At 60.8% G+C, this 15,995-nt stretch carries 17 protein-coding genes; 9 read left to right on the top strand and 8 right to left on the bottom strand.

Features of this window, described 5'->3' with window-relative positions:
• Positions 1-42: 42 nt before the first annotated feature.
• Positions 43-438 carry a GlcG/HbpS family heme-binding protein gene (locus SIN04_RS01775; protein ID WP_134493195.1) on the bottom strand — a complete coding sequence of 132 codons (396 nt, stop codon included), beginning with the start codon at positions 436-438 and terminating at the stop codon, positions 43-45.
• Positions 439-584: 146 nt separating this feature from the next.
• On the opposite strand from SIN04_RS01775, the gene coxB reads away from it, so the two are divergent.
• The 5 genes from coxB to SIN04_RS01750 are packed head-to-tail and all read left to right on the top strand — an operon-like array spanning position 585 to position 4,969.
• Entirely contained in the window at positions 585-1,532 is a 948-nt protein-coding gene (coxB, locus tag SIN04_RS01770) for a cytochrome c oxidase subunit II (RefSeq protein ID WP_134492889.1), read from the top strand.
• A gap of 22 nt (positions 1,533-1,554) precedes the next feature.
• Positions 1,555-3,507 (top strand): cytochrome c oxidase subunit I, encoded by a 1,953-nt coding sequence (gene ctaD / locus SIN04_RS01765; protein ID WP_322847383.1) that lies wholly within the window; start codon positions 1,555-1,557, stop codon positions 3,505-3,507.
• The gene (locus SIN04_RS01760; RefSeq protein ID WP_134492887.1) at positions 3,500-4,123 is read left to right on the top strand and encodes a cytochrome c oxidase subunit 3; all 624 of its coding nucleotides are present in this window, start codon (positions 3,500-3,502) and stop codon (positions 4,121-4,123) included. Before ctaD ends, SIN04_RS01760 begins: the two co-directional genes overlap by 8 nt.
• 4 nt (positions 4,124-4,127) lie before the next feature.
• Positions 4,128-4,604: a hypothetical protein gene (locus tag SIN04_RS01755; protein ID WP_134492885.1), complete on the top strand. Its 477-nt coding sequence runs from the start codon at positions 4,128-4,130 to the stop codon at positions 4,602-4,604.
• Positions 4,592-4,969, top strand: a complete 378-nt coding sequence (locus SIN04_RS01750) for a c-type cytochrome (protein WP_134492883.1) — start codon at positions 4,592-4,594, stop codon at positions 4,967-4,969. Before SIN04_RS01755 ends, SIN04_RS01750 begins: the two co-directional genes overlap by 13 nt.
• Here SIN04_RS01750 and SIN04_RS01745 read toward each other — a convergent pair.
• The 6 genes from SIN04_RS01745 to SIN04_RS01720 all read right to left on the bottom strand — a co-directional run bounded on the left by SIN04_RS01745 (position 4,948) and on the right by SIN04_RS01720 (position 10,702).
• Positions 4,948-5,763, bottom strand: a complete 816-nt coding sequence (locus SIN04_RS01745) for a cytochrome c oxidase assembly protein (protein ID WP_134492881.1) — start codon at positions 5,761-5,763, stop codon at positions 4,948-4,950. The two genes, SIN04_RS01750 and SIN04_RS01745, sit on opposite strands and share 22 nt — an antisense overlap.
• A 3-nt stretch (positions 5,764-5,766) precedes the next feature.
• Positions 5,767-6,069 carry a c-type cytochrome gene (locus SIN04_RS01740; RefSeq protein WP_341263904.1) on the bottom strand — a complete coding sequence of 101 codons (303 nt, stop codon included), beginning with the start codon at positions 6,067-6,069 and terminating at the stop codon, positions 5,767-5,769.
• A gap of 158 nt (positions 6,070-6,227) precedes the next feature.
• Entirely contained in the window at positions 6,228-7,049 is an 822-nt protein-coding gene (locus tag SIN04_RS01735; RefSeq protein WP_134492877.1) for a substrate-binding domain-containing protein, read from the bottom strand.
• Positions 7,030-8,778 (bottom strand): methanol/ethanol family PQQ-dependent dehydrogenase, encoded by a 1,749-nt coding sequence (locus SIN04_RS01730; protein ID WP_327036738.1) that lies wholly within the window; start codon positions 8,776-8,778, stop codon positions 7,030-7,032. The genes SIN04_RS01735 and SIN04_RS01730 overlap by 20 nt, the downstream gene beginning before the upstream one ends.
• A 546-nt stretch (positions 8,779-9,324) precedes the next feature.
• Entirely contained in the window at positions 9,325-9,729 is a 405-nt protein-coding gene (locus SIN04_RS01725; protein WP_134492873.1) for a winged-helix domain-containing protein, read from the bottom strand.
• A gap of 400 nt (positions 9,730-10,129) precedes the next feature.
• Positions 10,130-10,702 carry a cysteine hydrolase family protein gene (locus SIN04_RS01720; RefSeq protein ID WP_134492871.1) on the bottom strand — a complete coding sequence of 191 codons (573 nt, stop codon included), beginning with the start codon at positions 10,700-10,702 and terminating at the stop codon, positions 10,130-10,132.
• Positions 10,703-10,866: 164 nt separating this feature from the next.
• Between SIN04_RS01720 and SIN04_RS01715 the strand changes: the two genes are divergently transcribed.
• A complete protein-coding gene (locus tag SIN04_RS01715) occupies positions 10,867-11,934 on the top strand; it encodes a GlxA family transcriptional regulator (protein WP_322847382.1) in 1,068 nt (355 codons plus the stop codon).
• A 16-nt stretch (positions 11,935-11,950) separates the two neighbouring features.
• On the opposite strand, the gene SIN04_RS01710 is transcribed toward SIN04_RS01715, so the two are convergent.
• Positions 11,951-12,493 carry a hypothetical protein gene (locus SIN04_RS01710; protein WP_322847381.1) on the bottom strand — a complete coding sequence of 181 codons (543 nt, stop codon included), beginning with the start codon at positions 12,491-12,493 and terminating at the stop codon, positions 11,951-11,953.
• Here SIN04_RS01710 and SIN04_RS01705 point away from each other — a divergent pair.
• The 3 genes from SIN04_RS01705 to SIN04_RS01695 all read left to right on the top strand — a co-directional run bounded on the left by SIN04_RS01705 (position 12,492) and on the right by SIN04_RS01695 (position 15,857).
• The gene (locus SIN04_RS01705) at positions 12,492-12,824 is read left to right on the top strand and encodes a (2Fe-2S) ferredoxin domain-containing protein (protein ID WP_134492865.1); all 333 of its coding nucleotides are present in this window, start codon (positions 12,492-12,494) and stop codon (positions 12,822-12,824) included. The genes SIN04_RS01710 and SIN04_RS01705 overlap by 2 nt on opposite strands.
• A gap of 63 nt (positions 12,825-12,887) precedes the next feature.
• Entirely contained in the window at positions 12,888-14,480 is a 1,593-nt protein-coding gene (locus SIN04_RS01700) for a flavin monoamine oxidase family protein (protein ID WP_322847380.1), read from the top strand.
• A gap of 525 nt (positions 14,481-15,005) precedes the next feature.
• A complete protein-coding gene (locus SIN04_RS01695; RefSeq protein WP_134492863.1) occupies positions 15,006-15,857 on the top strand; it encodes a PPK2 family polyphosphate kinase in 852 nt (283 codons plus the stop codon).
• The last annotated feature ends 138 nt before the right edge of the window (positions 15,858-15,995 follow it).

Genomic DNA, 15,995 nt, shown 5'->3' with positions numbered 1-15,995 from the left:
GTCGACTCTGCATCGCGCCAATAAAGGGGAGGCGCGGCAGCCCTAAAAGGCGCGCGCGCCAGCCTCGGCCAACGCAATATCCTGATCCTTCATGCCCCCGCTGACGCCAATCGCGCCAACAATCTCATCGCCCTTCCTGAGCGGAACGCCCCCGGCAAAAATCATGACCCGCCCGTGATTACTGGCGAGGATGCCAAAAAATTGGCCGCCCGGCTGGCTCAGCTCGCCAAGCTTTTCAGTCGATATGTCGAAGGCTCTCGCAGTGAACGCCTTGTTGATCGCAATATCGATGCTGCCCATCCAGGCTTTATCCATCCGGGCAAAGGCGACGAGATTTCCGCCGGCATCCACCACCGCGATGTTGGACGGCTGACCGATTTCCTGCGCTTTTGTTTCCGCCGCGGCGATCACGCGGCGCGCATCGTTCAATGTAACCATCATCAAATCCCTCCTTGTCTGGATTGAGCTCGTAACGCCGCGGCGCGCACCCCGTTCCCTCGCGTCCGCCGCATGAACCGCACAGTCCGGAACCAACATCAAATAGCGACGTTTACCGCCGGATTTGATCACCAGGCGCCGGGCGCATGAGCGAATTTCCGCTGAATTATCTGACAGGATACGGCTCCGGCGCTTCCGCGATCGCGCCGTTAACGCGCGGTCTTATCGCTGTTTCGCTGGGTATAATCATCATTATCAGCGCTCTGATTCTTTTCGCTATTTTCCGGCGGCGACCCATCGAACAGGCAGACCGGATTGTGCAGACCAACACGCCGCTCAGCTGGATATACGCTGGCGCCGGGCTGACGGTGGCGGTGCTTGTCGGGCTGCTCGTGTGGACCCTGACGACCATGGCGGCGGTGAACCGCTCGAATAGGGCGCCGGCGCTCGACCTCGAGGTGACGGCGCGGCAATGGTGGTGGGAGATTCGCTACCTCGACAAGGACGCCTTCCGCATCTTCACCACAGCCAATGAAATACATATTCCAGTCGGCGAAGCCGTCCGAATTCGCTTGCGGGGCGGTGACGTCATTCATTCGTTCTGGGCGCCCGCCCTGAATGGCAAAACAGATATGATCCCCGGTCAAATTAACGTGACATGGCTACGGGCCGATAGACCCGGCGTCTACCGCGGACAGTGCGCCGAATATTGCGGAAAGCAACACGGCCATATGGCGTTTACCGTGGTCGCTGAAAGCCGCGACAGTTTCGACGCATGGCGCGCCGGGCAGGTGAAGGGAAAAACGCCGCTCGCGTCTGAGCCGGCGGCGATCGGCCGAAAGGCGTTTCAGAGCCATTGCTCCGTCTGCCATACCGTCCGCGGCTCCCTGGCGGGAGGCGCGGTTGGGCCAGATCTGACGCATCTGATGAGCAGAGCCACCATCGCGGCTGGAGCTCTGCCCAATACGCCCGGAGCGCTGGCCGGCTGGATCGCAGATCCGCAGCACATCAAACCTGGGGCCAAGATGCCGAGGCTCGACATGTCGGGCGCGCAACTTCATGCGGTGACAACTTATCTCGCGACCCTGAACTGAACAAAATCCGGAAGGACGCTGCATGGTCGATCAAGAGAGAGTGATCCGGTTGCCGGCTCTCGTTGCGCCCTCTCCCGAACTCGAAGGCCGTTTGCATGCGCTATGGGAAACCGCGCCGGGCTGGCGCGGCATTTTCGTCACTGTCGATCATAAGGAAATCGGCCTGCGCTACATCGTGACCGCCTTCGCGTTTTTGATTGCCGGGGGTCTCGAGGCGCTCGCCATGCGTCTGCAATTGGCGGGCCCCAATCTACGGCTGCTGACGCCGGAACAGTATGACGAACTCTTCACCATGCATGGCGTCTCGATGATTTTCCTCTATGCAATGCCGATCCTCTCGGGCTTTAGCAATTACCTCTGGCCATTGCTGCTCGGCTCGCGCGATATGGCGTTTCCGCGCGTCAACGCTCTGTCGTATTGGACTTTTCTCTTCTCCGGTCTTTTCATTTACGCGAGTTTTGTGCTTGGCGTCGCCCCGAACGCCGGCTGGTTCAATTACGCGCCCTATGCGGAAAAAGCCGCAAATCCGGGGGTCAATATCGACTTCTATGCCTTGGGGATGATCTTTCTCGGCATTTCGACGACGGTCGGCGCCATTAATTTTGTGGTGACCATCATGCGCACGAGGGCTCCCGGCATGTCGATCAATCGATTGCCGATCATCGTGTGGGGAACGCTGACCGCGTCAGTCGCAAACATCCTCGTCGTCCCGAGCGTCAGCCTCGCTTTCCTGATGCTCTGGCTCGATCGTAATTTCGGGTCGCATTTCTTTACGGAGGGCAATGGCGGACAACCGCTACTCTGGCAGCATCTCTTCTGGATGTTCGGCCACCCCTGGGTCTACGCCGTCGTGTTGCCGGCCATGGGCTTCGTCTCGGACGGCTTGCCTATCTTCTGCCGCAGGCCGCTGGTCGGCTACACGCTGGTCGCCCTGTCGACCGTCGCCACCATGGCGCTCGGCTTTGGCGTCTGGGTGCACCACATGTTCGCGACTGGCATTTCGAGCATGGCTCTTGCGTTCTTTAGCAGCGTATCTTTCGTCATCACCGTACCGAGCGCCATCGCCGTCTTTTGCTGGATCGCCACCATATGGACGGGGCGCCCCCAGGCAACCGCGGCGTTCCATTTCTACGCGGGCATGATCGCGCTTTTCGTCATCGGCGGCGTCAGCGGCGTGATGACGGCGTCGGCTCCCGTCGATTGGCAACTCACGGACACTTATTTCATTGTCGCCCATCTGCATTATACGCTGATCGGCATCAACGTCTTTCCTGTCATCGGCGCGTTTTACACCTGGCTGCCGAAAATGACGGGACGCATGCTCGACGAGCAATTGGGCAAATGGAATTTCTGGCTGATGTTCATCGGCTTCAACCTCGCCTTTTTTCCAATGCATATTTCGGGTCTTCTCGGAATGCCCCGGCGAGTCTACACCTACCCGGCCGACATGGGCTGGTCCTCGCTCAATCTGATTACGACGATTGGATCGTTCCTTTTCGCGTTCGGCATTCTTCTCTTTATCATCAACGTGTTTGTGAGCCTGCGCCGGGGGGCCGTCGCCGGCGCCAACCCCTGGGACGCGGGCACGCTCGAATGGCTGACGCCTTCGCCTCCGCCGCCCTATAATTTCGCCGCCATTCCGCAAGTGGGCAGCCGTCATCCTTTATGGGAGGACCGCCTCGGCGACGCCGGCGCGTCGATCCTAGATCGCGGCCTTGCTCTGGACGATGGGCGTGAGATCGTCGCGACAACAGTCCTCGATGGCGAACCCGACCGCGTGCTGCGGATGCCGGGGGACAGCTGGCTGCCGTTCCTTCTCGGCGTTGCAACCACTTTTGTCTTCATCGGTTTGCTGGCGCATGTCTGGGCGCTCGCAGCAGGAGCGACGCTTGCCTGCGCTGTTGTTCTCATCGTCTGGCTGCAGCCAAATCCGGCGCCGCCGCTGATCATCACCGGAGAGGCTGAGCATGTCTGAGATTGCGCTCGGAGCCAACGGCGCCGGACGGGCGGCGATCAAAGGCGTCCCCGGCGTCGACCCGAACGGTCGCGCGTCCGGCTGGTACGGAGCGTGGCTGATCGTCGCGACGGAAGGCTCGCTCTTCGCCTATGTGCTCTTCGGCTACTGCTATTCCTTACTTCAGTCAGCCGAAAAATGGCCCGCGGACGGCTTGCCGCCGCTCGCTTTGGCGAGCGCAAGCACGATCGTTCTGATCGCCAGCAGCGCCGCTTTGGCATGGGGCCAGCGGTGCGTCGCAACCGGCGCGACGGACCGGCTGGTCCAGGCGCTGGCGCTGACGCTTGCCTTGGGCGTAATCTTCGTCGGTCTTCAGTCCCGTGACTGGCTGCACCAAAGCGCGACAATTTCGGCTGACGCCTATCATTCATTCTATGTGCTGACGACCGGGTTGGACATCGTCCACGCGACCGCCGGCGTCATCGCGCTGGCGGCGCTGCTGGTCTGGGCGCGACTGGGCCGCTTCGATGCAAACCGCGGCGGCGCCGTCTCCATCGTCGCAATATACTGGCACTTCATCGTCATCGTCTGGCTTTTCATTTTCGCAACGTTCTTTCTCGTGCCCTATTTGAGGTGACGGCATGGCGCAAGATCAACTCGCGGCGTCCGACATAAGTCATCCGGCTCCCGCGCGCGGTGAGGAGAAGATTGTGGCTCTCGCCTTTGGCCTCATGGGCGCGCCGCTCATCTGGGCCCTGCATCTTCTGGTCAATGTCAGCGTCGCGGGTCAGGCTTGCGCCGGAGCAGAGCCGCGCCTTGACGCGACGATGACGCCCGGCGCCAGCCAGACTTTCCTGCTGGCGGTCGACGGACTGGCCTGCGCCGTCGCGCTCGCAGCTTTGTTTGTCTCCTATCGCGCCTGGCGCGCGACGCGCCGTGAAAACGCCACCAAACAACCCAGGCAGAGCGGCGCGACTGCTGCGCAGCATACCACTGAGATCGGCGAGGGGCGCACCCGGTTTATAGCCCTTGGTGGCATTTTGATGAGCAGTCTGTTTCTGATCGCAATCCTTTTTGACTCGCTCGCAGCTCTTGCAGGACCATCATGCGGAAAATAGCTCCTCAACGCGCTTTGCGGATTGGCGTCACGCTCGGCATCGCGTTTGCCTGCTCCGGATGTGCCATCGCGCGTTCAGATTCCAAAGCCGAAGCGAGACAGGGCGCCACGCTGATTTCAAGCCTTGGCTGCGGATACTGTCATTCGATCCCCGGCATTGAGGGCGCTGATGCGAATGTCGGGCCGCCGCTCGACCACATCGGCTCACGCGTCTATGTTGCTGGCGTTTTGCGCAATACGCCCGAAAATCTGCAACGCTGGGTACAGCATCCTCAAGCTGTCGTTCCTGGAAACGCCATGCCTGATCTTCCGATGAGCGACGCCTCCGCGAGAAAAATCGTCGCCTATCTCGAAACGCTGCGATAGAAGTCCGCCGGACGTTGCTCCGCATTGCGCATCGTCGCGGCGATGGCGCCGATCACATGAATTGTCAGGATCAAGCCGAACGGCAGCCACATAATAAGACCGCCCAGTTGCTGATCCTCAAGCGGCGAAAGGCCGAACGCCTGCGTTGTCGTGAAATGCACGGTGAAAAGCGCGCGCGGCGCGAAAGCGAGCAAGGCTCCGATGCCGGTCATCTGTAAAGCTGTGAAGAGGCTCGCAGCGAGAGCCGCGCCGGGGTTTCGTGAGAGATCGCGCAACAGACATCGCCACAACAACACGCTCGTCAAGAGTAGGCTGATCTCCATCAACCAATAGACAACGTGGCTATGCAGCGCGGCGTCGTAGGGCGCAGGCATATGCCAGAGCCACAGCGCCAGCGCGAACAGCAGCGGCGCAGCTATGATTTCAGATTGCGTCAGTCGGCGGCCGTGGCGACCGAAGGCGCGCGCCACGAGAATATCAGCGCCGCCAATAACGAGGAGCGGCGCGGCGATCAGCGCCAGCACCATATGCTGACCGATGCGGGCGGAGAAAAGCGCGACGCCGAGGTTGCACAAAGGAGAAATGAACGCCGCGACAAGAAAGATCCAGCCGGCCGCGAAGGCGATCGGGTGAAGTGAAAGCTTTGCGCGCTCTGATGGTTTGAGGATCCAAAACGCCAGCGCATAGGCGCAGGCGCCGGCAGCCAAGATCGCGAGAAGGACGGGATCAAAATTCCACTTGATCGATCCAGGCGTCGGCGCGACGCCGCAATAAGGGATATAGTGCTGCGTCACGGCCTATTTCTCCGTTGGGTGATCAGCCATATATTTGACGAAGGCTGCGATTTCCCAGACTTGCTCCATAGGCAGCAGGCCGCGGAATGTCGGCATGCCATTTGGCCGGCCCTCGACAATCGTGGAGGCGATATTCTCGACGCTTCCGCCGTAGATCCAGTTCTTTTTCATGAGGGGCGGACCCATGCCGCCGCCGCCGTTGGAATGGCAGCCCGAGCAGTTCATGGCCTGGAAAAGCTGCCTTCCGGCCTCGATATGTTGAGCACTTTTGGCATATTCCTCGCCGATCTTGCTGACGCCGGTCACGACCTGTCCGCCGGCCGGCGCGAAACCGCCAAGAGAAACTGCCGGCAACGCAACCGAGTCTGCGCTCGTGCTTCCGGCCGCGCCCTGATCCTGAGCGCTGGATGAATAGGACAGGGCGCACGCTAATCCAAACGATAAGGCGAAAAGGCCTGTTCTATTCATGGCGCCGCCTCAGCTTTTTGGCTTGGGATAGCAAAGCGCGGAACGCGATAATCCGCGAGAATGGCGTCTATGTCGGCTCGCCGCCGGATCATCGCGGCCTCGAGCTCCGCGGCCAACGCCTCATCAGACTTGCGCACGCCCATGGCGATGTCGAAGCTCATCGGAAGCGGGACGCGGGCGTCGGCGACAGGGGTCACGCGCAACGGCGTCGGCTGCTTGCTGGCGAACCAGCCCGCCTGGGGGCCCCAGACGATCGCAACGTCGATATCGCCTTTCGTCACCGCGCTGACGATGTCCTGCAGAGGAGCCGCTTCGGCATAGTCTCCATAGACCATGAAGCCTCGAATATTCGAGACGATGCCACGATCGCCGAGCTCATGAGCCGGCGGCGTGTTCACTCCATCGTTGCCTGTCAGCTGCACGCCGATTTTAAGATGGGCGAGGCTTGGGTCGTCAAAGCTTGTGATCGGAGGACGGTCCTCGCGCGTGACGAAGACATAGCCCGACCGATAATAGGGCTTTGTGGTGCGCAGCATGTGCATGCCGGCGGGGATGCCGATAACCACATCGCAGGCGTTCGCGTTCAACGTGTTGCGTAAAAACCCGCGCCTTTGGGCAAACCAGAAATAGCTGAGATCGGCGCCAATGTCAGAGGCGATCACTTGCGCGATCTTGTTCTCGAACCCCGCGCCCTTGGCGTCGGAGTATGGCAAATTATTGGGATCGGCGCACACACGCAGCTCGCGCCCCTGAGCCGCCGCTGAAACCGCGGTAAATGTCACCACCGCGGTGAGGATCTTAAGGAAGCGCGAAGACATAGAGCATGCCTCCCTTCGTCGTTACATCCGGCAAATCCTTCATGGCGTTGACGAAACCGAGAGCGGCGGTGCCATCCATCTTGTTGAGGCCGCCGGCGACGATCGCGCCGGACCAGCCGCCGACGCCCGACAGAACGGCGACATACTGCTTCCCGTCGGGACCGCGATAGGTGACCGGCTGGCTAATGATTCCAGAGCCGGTTTTGAACTGCCAAAGCAATTCGCCAGTATTGGCGTTTACCGCTTTGAACCACCCCTCCATGGTCCCATAAAAAGCGATATCGCCCGCCGTGACGACCGTGCCGCTCCAGACAGGAAACCGCTCCTTGATTGCCCACACTTTCTTGCCTTTAAGGATGTCCCATGCGGCGTATTCGCCGCGATTGCCGCCAGGCCCGGCCTTCATATGAATATTGGCGCCGACATAGGGCGTGCCTTCTATATAGCCGACATCCAGCTCTTCCGTGTCGAAGCAGAGGTTGTTGTGCGGGATATAGAGAAGGCCCGTCTTGTGAGAAAAGGCTGTGGGCTGCCAGTCCTTCGCACCGGGTGGCGCCGGGCAGATATCCCTGACCGTCTCTCCTGTCTTGGGGCGCTTGGCCTCGACATATTGAAGGCGGCCGGTCTTCAGATCGACCCCGGTCGAGCTTGTGATCGCCTGGAAAGGCTCGGCCGACAAGACCTCGCCATTGGTACGGTCAATGACGTAGACATAGCCATTGCGGTCGGGATGGACGAGCACCTTTCGCGGCTGCCCCTTCCAGGTGAGATCAAGCAGAATCTCTTCATTTACGCCATCATAGTCGTAGAGGTCATGTGGACTATATTGGTAGAACCAGCGCGCTTGACCCGTGTCCGCATCGCGCGCGAAAATGCCCGATGTCCATTTATTGTCTCCCGGCCGGATCGTGGAGTTCCAGGGGCCAGGATTCGACACGCCATAATAGATCAGGTTGAGATCTGGATCATAGGACGCCCAGCCCCAAACCGAGCCGCCGCCGTGCCGCCACATATCGGCGGGCCAGGTTGTTACTCCGAGGTCCTTTCCCTTCTCGGAGTCGTAGAAGGGCTTGAATTCGGAGCCGATCAACACATCAGAATCGGGGCCGGTATTGTAGGCGCGCCAAAGAATTTTTCCGGTCTTCACGTCGAGCGCCGCGGCCCAGCCCCGTACGCCCATTTCCCCGCCTGAGTCGCCAACGAGGACCTTATCTCTGGCGAGCAGAGGCGCCATCGTCATGGTCTCGCCTTTGTTGATCTCGCCCATCTTGGTGCGCCAAACCTCCTGACCCGTGTCCGCAGCGACGGCGACTGTATAATCGTCAAGCGTATTGTAGATCAGCTTGCCGTCGGCAAAGACCGCGCCCCGATTGACCACATCGCAGCACGCGACCCCCTGCGAGGCGCGGCTTGGCTTTGGATCGTAGCGCCACTTCAACGCGCCATCATTCTTTAGATCCAGCGCAAACAACGTATTCGGATAAGGCGCTACGATATACATGGTGTCGCCAACGACGAGCGGAGCGGATTCGACGCCCCTGTCCGTTCCGGTCGAAAATGTAAAGGCGACCTTCAAATCCTTGACGTTTTGAGCGTTGATCTGATCGAGGGAGCTGTAACGCGTGCTGGCGACGTCCTTCGCCGGCATGGTCCATTGACCGTCCTGGTCCGCCTTGGCAAAGGACGGGGGGGACTGCGCCGAGGCGCACCAAAGCGTCAACGTGCTCATCAGCCCTGAAGCGAGGACTCTAAAAGCCCACCTGGCGCGACCCGTCATTGCAATCATCCGCTAAGCTCTACACCGACCCTTAAAAGCGGATCGCTCCGGATTGGTTCCGAGATCACGTTTAAGTGGCTTGGCGGCGGCCAACGAATAGTGAACGGTTGGCACGAGCAAGAATTTCAAGGAGCCGCGAAAGATTGCGCCGGGCTGTGCGTCTGCGAAGATGTTGCCGCTCGCCCTTCCGGGTCAGACTCCTCGATTTTTCCACGCGGACCAAGCCGCGCGAAGGCCGCACCGAGGTCGGCGACTGCCTGTGAGATCTATGGGCGGGGCGCCAGCGGGGGTGCGACTATCAACCGCCCGCTTTCCTCTTCGTCGGCGATGAAGCAGCGCCTGCGATCGGCGCGGGCGCCGCGCTGCCGGCTCAAGCCACAGCCTGAACGACGCGCGGTCCCGCCGGCGCCCAGACTATCGCCCAAGACAACGGCCACGGCTTCGTTCAGAAGCCGCGCCCATCAAAGCTGAGCCGTCAGCACATTGCTCCGGGCGCTTTTACGCGCTCGCCTGCCGGGAGCGGGACTTGGGCGGCGTCCACTGGCCATCCGCGTTCTTGACGAGTCCGCGCTTTTTCAGCGCCTGAAGCGCAAAGGACACCGTTCTGTTGCTGATGTCCCGGCCTGTGGCCTTGATATGCTCGGCGATCTCGGCGGCTGAAAGGGCGCCATGCTGCTCAAGCACCGCAGCAATCGCAGAGCCTATCGTCTGGCGCGCCTCAGCCGGCTCGCTCGCCTTTTTCGAAGCGCGCTTTGGCTTTGGCTCCGGCTCGGGCGCCTGTTTTGCCCTTCGCGCCGCTGGCTTTTCGAGAGCTTGCAGCTCACGTTCGGCAATACGCAGGTCGACGATCTTCGTCTCAAGTTCAGCGATTTTTTCGCGGATGCGTTCGAGTGCAGTGTCCATTGACGCCTTGCAAATGTTAATAGGGGTTGACTGGGTTAGTTTTGCAACCTGGCCGAGAGAGTCGATGCTCGATCCTCACATACACCGGGAAGGCCCTTCAGCTTTATGGTTCAACCGCGCCTACCATAGGACACTTCGGCGCGGCGACACCGTTAGTCGCACAGTTTTGCTTCCGAATCTATAGGGCATTGCAAATCTACAGTATTACCCGCTCCCCTTAACCCGTTTGATGATCGGAGCCGGGCGCCCCGGCTCCATCTACTTCGCGCTCGAGCCGCAAATCTGCGCCAGGGCGCCCGCAACAGGGTCAGGCGTCAGCCCCGAAAACGAGCAACTAATGCTTCGCTGTCCTTGTCTTCTTAAGGGCGTGATGTTGACGGTTGTCTTCGCGGCGACGGCGTCAGGCGACCTTCGGCTGGATTTTTGACGCATCAAGATATTCGTCGGTGGACCGCAATGTGGCGTAAGCAAAGCCGAGCGCCGCCATGAACGCCGCGTGGACCTCCGCCGCCGGCGCATGCACGCCGTCGAACTCGAGATCCCGCGTGGCGCAGGCGTCATGCACCACCGTGACCTGATAACCGAAGTCGCTGGCCGCGCGGGCGGCGGCGTCGATGCACATGTGGCTCATGGCGCCGCAGATCACGACCTCCGTGACGCCGTTTCGGTCCAGGGTCTCTTTGAGATCCGTCCCGCGGAATGCGTTGACATGATGCTTCAGCGCCACATGCTCGCCAGCGAGATTGCGCGCCTTGGGGTGAACCTGCGCGCCTTCGGAGCCGGGGGTGAAGAAGGGCGCGTCATCGGTTGCAAATTCGTGGCGGATGTGGACGACAAGATCGCCCGCGGCGCGCGCGGAGGCGATCAGCCGGGCGGCGTTGTCCGCTGCCGCCTCAATGCCGCTCAGCGGCCATTTCCCGGCGGGAAAATAGTCATTCTGAATGTCGACGACAACAAGAGCGCGTTTGGTCATGCGCCTATCCTTTCCTTGACTGCGAAGGCCCTTGCCCTCGCGATGGAAGGGATACGTCGATGCGCCCATTGCGCCGATTGGCGGAAGTGACATTATTGAGGCCGAAACCGACAAATGGCGGGCGGGCGCCAGCCCGCGGCGTCGGCTGTTGCAACGGAGAAGCCATGCGAAAACACAAAGACAAAGAGGCGTCGTCATTCCCCGCGATCACGAGGCGCGGCGGCAGCGGCGATCCGGTCGAGATCGGCCTTCTCCTTTATCCCGGCGCGCAGCTCGCCGCCGTGTACGGATTGACCGATCTGTTTGGCATCGCAAACAGACTCGCTGAGGGACATGGCGGCGACGCGACCGCGCTTCGGATCAGCCATTGGCGACTGGACGCGGCGCACGCTTGCGTCGAAAGCGCCTTTGACACGCATCCTCAGCTTGATAGCCGTCCCGCTGTGATCATTGCGCCGCCGAGTCTCGCCGAGCCGCCGGAACGGGACGCAACGGCGCGCCTCGCTCTGTGGCTCGCTGAACAGCACCGCGGGGGAGCCACGCTCTGCTCGATCTGCGCGGGCGCCTTTCTTCTCGCCGAGACTGGCCTTCTTGCCGGACGTTTGGCGACGACGCATTGGAGCCACGCCGAGACGTTGGCGCAACGCTTCCCCGACATCCATGTCAATGCGGACAAGCTGATCGTCGATGACGGCGACATTATCACCGCGGCCGGCCTCATGGCCTGGACCGACCTCGGCCTGAAGCTGGTCGACAGGCTGCTCGGGCCAACAATCATGATCGAGACGGCGCGATTTCTTTTGGTCGATCCGGCCGGGCGCGAGCAGCGGTACTACAGCAGCTTCTCGCCGAAGCTTCGTCATGGCGACGAGGCTATTTTGAAGACGCAGCACTGGCTGCAGGCGCAAGGGGCGCAGCCGCGCCATGTGTCGCTAAAGGCGATGGCGGCGCGGGCCGGGCTCGAGGAGCGCACTTTTTTGCGCCGCTTCCACAAGGCGACGGGGCTTAAGCCTACCGAATATTGCCAGCATTTGCGCGTTGGCAGGGCGCGCGAAATGCTCGAATTCACGAGCCGGCGGTTTGACGAAATTGCCTTCGCCGTAGGCTATGACGATGCGAGCGCCTTCCGCAAAGTATTCCTCAAAGTGATGGGGCTGACGCCCGCGGATTATCGGCGACGGTTCAGCATAGCCGCCGGCGTCGGGCGCCCATTCCTTGACGAACGGCAGTAAAGGCGGGGCGGCGCTCTCATGCCCGCTCCCGGCGTATTTTCAGGCGGGTTGATCGGCGCGCCTTTTGATGATGATGGTCATATCGTTTTCTTTTGTGTCGAAAACGCGAGGCGCATTCGACCCTCGGTCCCGGCGGTTGCGCATCGTCGAGGCGACGACGAAGCATTGCAAGCGCAAAAGAGCCGCTGCTTTGCTCGCCTGAAGAGCGTCGTCCGGCGGACCTCGACAGGGCATGCGAGACGCCGGACGCGCATATGAGTTTGCCCGTTTTGTCATAAAGCAGCCAAGAGCCACGGCTGGCCATTTGTGTGCTTTGGCGCCAAAGCCGCGACTCTTCGTCATCCAGCTGCGACAACGAAATCGCTAAGAAAGTCCCTTCCCAGCGCCCGAGTCGCCGCCGCCGGCCGCAAAATCTGCGCGTCACGCCCTCATTTTCGAGGATTTTCTCGTTTTTGTCCGAAACAGAGCAGACAACGATCGGATGGCGCCTGAATCCGTCGGCACAGGATTTGAATAATTCCAGGAACACCGCTTCCACCGCCACCCGGGATGGATTCATGTCGCTCGATCTACCGATTGTCTTCAAATACCACGTCTTTGCCTGTTTCACGAAACGACCGCCCGGCCATCCGCGTGGCAGCTGCATGGACAGCGGCGCGCAGCCGTTGTGGGAGCGCCTCCAGCAAAAGGTCGAGGCAAAGCAGCTGTCCGACGTTAATGTGACCGCATCCGGCTGTCTCAGCTTCTGCCGCGCAGGTCCCTTGATGGTCGTCTATCCCGAGGGGATCTGGTATCACCCGGAAAAGATTGAGGACATCGACGAAATCATCCAATCGCATTTCGTCGAAGGCAACCCGGTCGAGCGTTTGATCATCGTGCCGAAGCGGTGATTCGAACCACCGTGAGCACGATATTTCGGCCGGAAGGTACGAAAAGCGACAAAGAGGTTCGGTATGCTGGATACGGCCATCGTCGGCGGAGGCTTGTGCGGGTTGGCGCTTGCCGCTGGTTTGCAGTCGCAGGCGCGCTCGTTCGCTTTGTTCGAGGCGCGCTCAAGGCTTGGCGGACGGGTGCTCTCGGTTGCCTCGGAAAAGGCCGGCATGCGGCTCGACCTCGGCCCGACCTGGCACTGGCCGGACACTCAGCCTGGAATGGTCAAATTGATCGCCGACCTCGGGCTCGTCAGTTTCCCGCAGCATGATTCCGGAACGGTCTTTCGGCTGCACGACTTTGAAAAGAAAGCGGAGCCGAGCGAGAATGAAAGCGTGCACGCGGGCGCGCGGCGCGTCGAAGGCGGCATGGCTTCAATCATAGAAGCGCTCGCGCGGAAAATCCCGGCGGACCGGCTGCGTCTTGATCATGCGGTTTCAGCGATCGTCGATCGCGGCGACCATGTCGAGTTGCACATCCGGCAGGGCGACGCGCTGACCGTCGTCGAAGCCCGCCGCGTCGTCCTCGCCCTGCCTCCCCGCCTCGCCGGGGAGAAGATCCGCTTCGAGCCGGGTCTCGACGATCATGTGATCGCCGCCATGCGCGAAACCTATACCTGGATGGCCGGCGAGGCGAAGGCGGTCATCGTTTATGACCGGCCGCTGTGGCGCGAGGCGGGCCAGTCGGGCAACGCCTTCGTTACGCATGAACAGGCGGTGTTTCGGGAGATCTTCGACGCGTGCGATGGCGCGGGTTCGAGCGCGGCGCTCGGCGGTTTTCTCGCGCTGTCGCCGTCTTTGCGGGAGACCTTCAAGGTCGGCTTGCCGATGCTGATGGGCAATCAGATCGGCCAGATCTTCGGTCCCGAATTCGAACATGGCGAGCAGCATTATCAGGACTGGGCGCTGGAAGAATATACCTGCTCCCGCCGCGACCTGGTTCCGCCGGACGGCCATCCCCACTACGGCAATCCGTCTTTGCGGCAGGCGGTCTGGGACGGAAAGCTCTTCTTCGGCGGCTCCGAGACAGCGAGCTATGCCGGCGGCTATATGGAGGGAGCGCTCGACTCCGCCCGCCGCCTTCTGCGTGAGATCGGCAGCTTCGCGCCTGCTGACAATACACAAAATCAGGTGAAGGCGATGGGGTCCAATGCCGAAGGCATTGCCGAATTCGGCCAGTGGGTGGCCGCGCGGCAAGCAAAGCTTCTCGAAATCTACCGCAAGCATCTCAACGCCATGCTGGCGAGCGCCGACAAGGAGATTGTCACGCAGCGCGCCGTCGTCGCCACCATAGAGCAAATTTTCAGCGAGGCGCTCTTGCGGCTCGAGGACCTTCCCTTCGATATGAGTTCCGTCGCGGTGGAGCGCGGCCGCTCCGCGATGACGCCCGAAGCGCTCAGGACGTTCGAGGGGTTCATCCAGGGTCTCATGGATTGCGTCCTTGAGTTCAACCGCACCTCCTGCGCGCTGTCGAATTTTCCGGGTGAGGACACACCCTCCAAAGATTATGTTCAGGCAATGTTGCGCGACATCGCGGCGGCATGGAAAGAATTCTGCCTCTCCGTCAACGCATATTTCCTCCGCGGAACGCCGGCGCGCGGCGCCGCGACGCACTGAGGCGGACTTCGCCGCCGCGGGCGCCGGGCCTTTGAAATTTCGCCGTGTCACGCCAGCGAGGCGCCTGCTGCGGAGCCGTAGGCGTAGCGTTTGGGGCCTAATTCCCGCCGTTCGCACTCGTCACTGCGCGGCGGCGCGTTTAACTTCCTTCACGTTCGGGCGTGCAACTAAGCACATTTCAAGGGAAACCCTCCACCTGGAAGGCGAATAACACAATATCGCCTCGGCGCCGCGCTTACGGTGAAAACCCCGTTTGACCCAAAAGCTTCGAGATTTTTCGCGCTGGAACGGGCGGGCGGTGTGTCGACGTAAGATAACTCAGCCAGAGTGGCGGATCTCACCAGTCGCGCTAAGATCAAGACCTTCAAAAGGATCGCAAAGCCAGGCAAGATAGCCCCGAGCGAGGTCTGCAATGACGAATCAAGCAGCTGGCAAGGCTCAAAACGTCGAAGCTCGTTCGGGGAGGTCCATTTCTCCCCTTCGCCCATATGCGCCAGCCATTCGCTCGAAAACAACAGGGCAAGCATGGATTATCGTGATCTTTTTTTTGTCGATCCGGACAAAACACTGAAGCTCAAGGACCTCGATCCCGCCTATAAGGGACATCATGAAACGGCCGAAGCTGCGGCCGCGGACACGGCGCGGCACCAGAGCGAACTCATGAGCCGTCAGTCGCTGCTCTACGCCGAAAAGAAGCACTCGGTTCTGATCGTCCTGCAAGCGCCCGACGCCGGGGGCAAGGACGGCACGGTGAACCACGTCTTCGCAGCCTTCAATCCGCAGGGCGCCAATGTCACAGGCTTCAAGCAGCCGACGCCGCTCGAACTCGCGCATGATTTTTTATGGCGCGTCCATCCCCATGCACCCGCCAAAGGCGAAATCGCGATTTTCAACCGTTCCCACTACGAAGACGTTCTCGTCACCCGCGTGCATGAACTGATCGACAAGCCGACCTTGACCGCGCGCTACGCCCGCATTCGCGAATTCGAAAAAGGGCTCGCCGAGGCGGGGACAACGATCCTGAAATTCTTTCTACATATCAGCAAGGAAGAACAACTCGTCCGTTTCGCCGCGCGCCTCGATGATCCGGAGCGGAACTGGAAGATCAGCGAGTCCGACTATGCCGAGCGCGCGCTGTGGGACGATTACACGATCGCCTTCGAGGAAGCGCTCAGCGCAACCAGCACGCGCCATGCGCCCTGGTTCGTCATCCCCGCCAACCATAAATGGTTTCGCAATCTCGCGGTGTCCCAGATCGTCGCCGCCGCCATGGACGATCTTCATATGTCGTATCCGAAACCGACCGTCGATCTCGCCGACATCCGTCGTAAATATCATGCCGCCGAAAAGGTCGAGAAGAAGCAACAGACAAACTGAAGAATATGTCCCGGCGGTCCTGACAACGAGGATCTCCTAAACGCTCGGGATCGAGGCATGGGCCAAGGACATTGGCAGAGGTTTCCGCCTGATTGCTCGGAGAGAGGATTTCGATCAGCAGCACGGGGATCGGCCAGA

Source organism: Methylocella tundrae (genome assembly GCF_038024855.1).
GTDB classification, from domain to species: domain Bacteria; phylum Pseudomonadota; class Alphaproteobacteria; order Rhizobiales; family Beijerinckiaceae; genus Methylocapsa; species Methylocapsa tundrae.
The sequence above is the reverse complement of the archived record's forward strand: the minus strand, read 5'-3'. Positions and strand labels throughout refer to the sequence as shown.

Bases quoted from the DNA above. Each gene is read 5' to 3' on its own strand.
- coxB (WP_134492889.1), top strand. From the start codon at position 585: ATGAGCGAATTTCCGCTGAATTATCTGACAGGATACGGCTCCGGCGCT.
- SIN04_RS01700 (WP_322847380.1), top strand. From the start codon at position 12,888: ATGCTGGATACGGCCATCGTCGGCGGAGGCTTGTGCGGGTTGGCGCTT.
- SIN04_RS01735 (WP_134492877.1), bottom strand. From the start codon at position 7,049: ATGTCTTCGCGCTTCCTTAAGATCCTCACCGCGGTGGTGACATTTACC.
- SIN04_RS01710 (WP_322847381.1), bottom strand. From the start codon at position 12,493: ATGAATCCATCCCGGGTGGCGGTGGAAGCGGTGTTCCTGGAATTATTC.
- SIN04_RS01775 (WP_134493195.1), bottom strand. From the start codon at position 438: ATGGTTACATTGAACGATGCGCGCCGCGTGATCGCCGCGGCGGAAACA.
- SIN04_RS01725 (WP_134492873.1), bottom strand. From the start codon at position 9,729: ATGGACACTGCACTCGAACGCATCCGCGAAAAAATCGCTGAACTTGAG.
- SIN04_RS01705 (WP_134492865.1), top strand. From the start codon at position 12,492: ATGTCGCTCGATCTACCGATTGTCTTCAAATACCACGTCTTTGCCTGT.
- SIN04_RS01695 (WP_134492863.1), top strand. From the start codon at position 15,006: ATGGATTATCGTGATCTTTTTTTTGTCGATCCGGACAAAACACTGAAG.
- SIN04_RS01715 (WP_322847382.1), top strand. From the start codon at position 10,867: ATGCGAAAACACAAAGACAAAGAGGCGTCGTCATTCCCCGCGATCACG.
- SIN04_RS01760 (WP_134492887.1), top strand. From the start codon at position 3,500: ATGTCTGAGATTGCGCTCGGAGCCAACGGCGCCGGACGGGCGGCGATC.
- ctaD (WP_322847383.1), top strand. From the start codon at position 1,555: ATGGTCGATCAAGAGAGAGTGATCCGGTTGCCGGCTCTCGTTGCGCCC.
- SIN04_RS01730 (WP_327036738.1), bottom strand. From the start codon at position 8,778: ATGAGCACGTTGACGCTTTGGTGCGCCTCGGCGCAGTCCCCCCCGTCC.
- SIN04_RS01750 (WP_134492883.1), top strand. From the start codon at position 4,592: ATGCGGAAAATAGCTCCTCAACGCGCTTTGCGGATTGGCGTCACGCTC.
- SIN04_RS01755 (WP_134492885.1), top strand. From the start codon at position 4,128: ATGGCGCAAGATCAACTCGCGGCGTCCGACATAAGTCATCCGGCTCCC.
- SIN04_RS01720 (WP_134492871.1), bottom strand. From the start codon at position 10,702: ATGACCAAACGCGCTCTTGTTGTCGTCGACATTCAGAATGACTATTTT.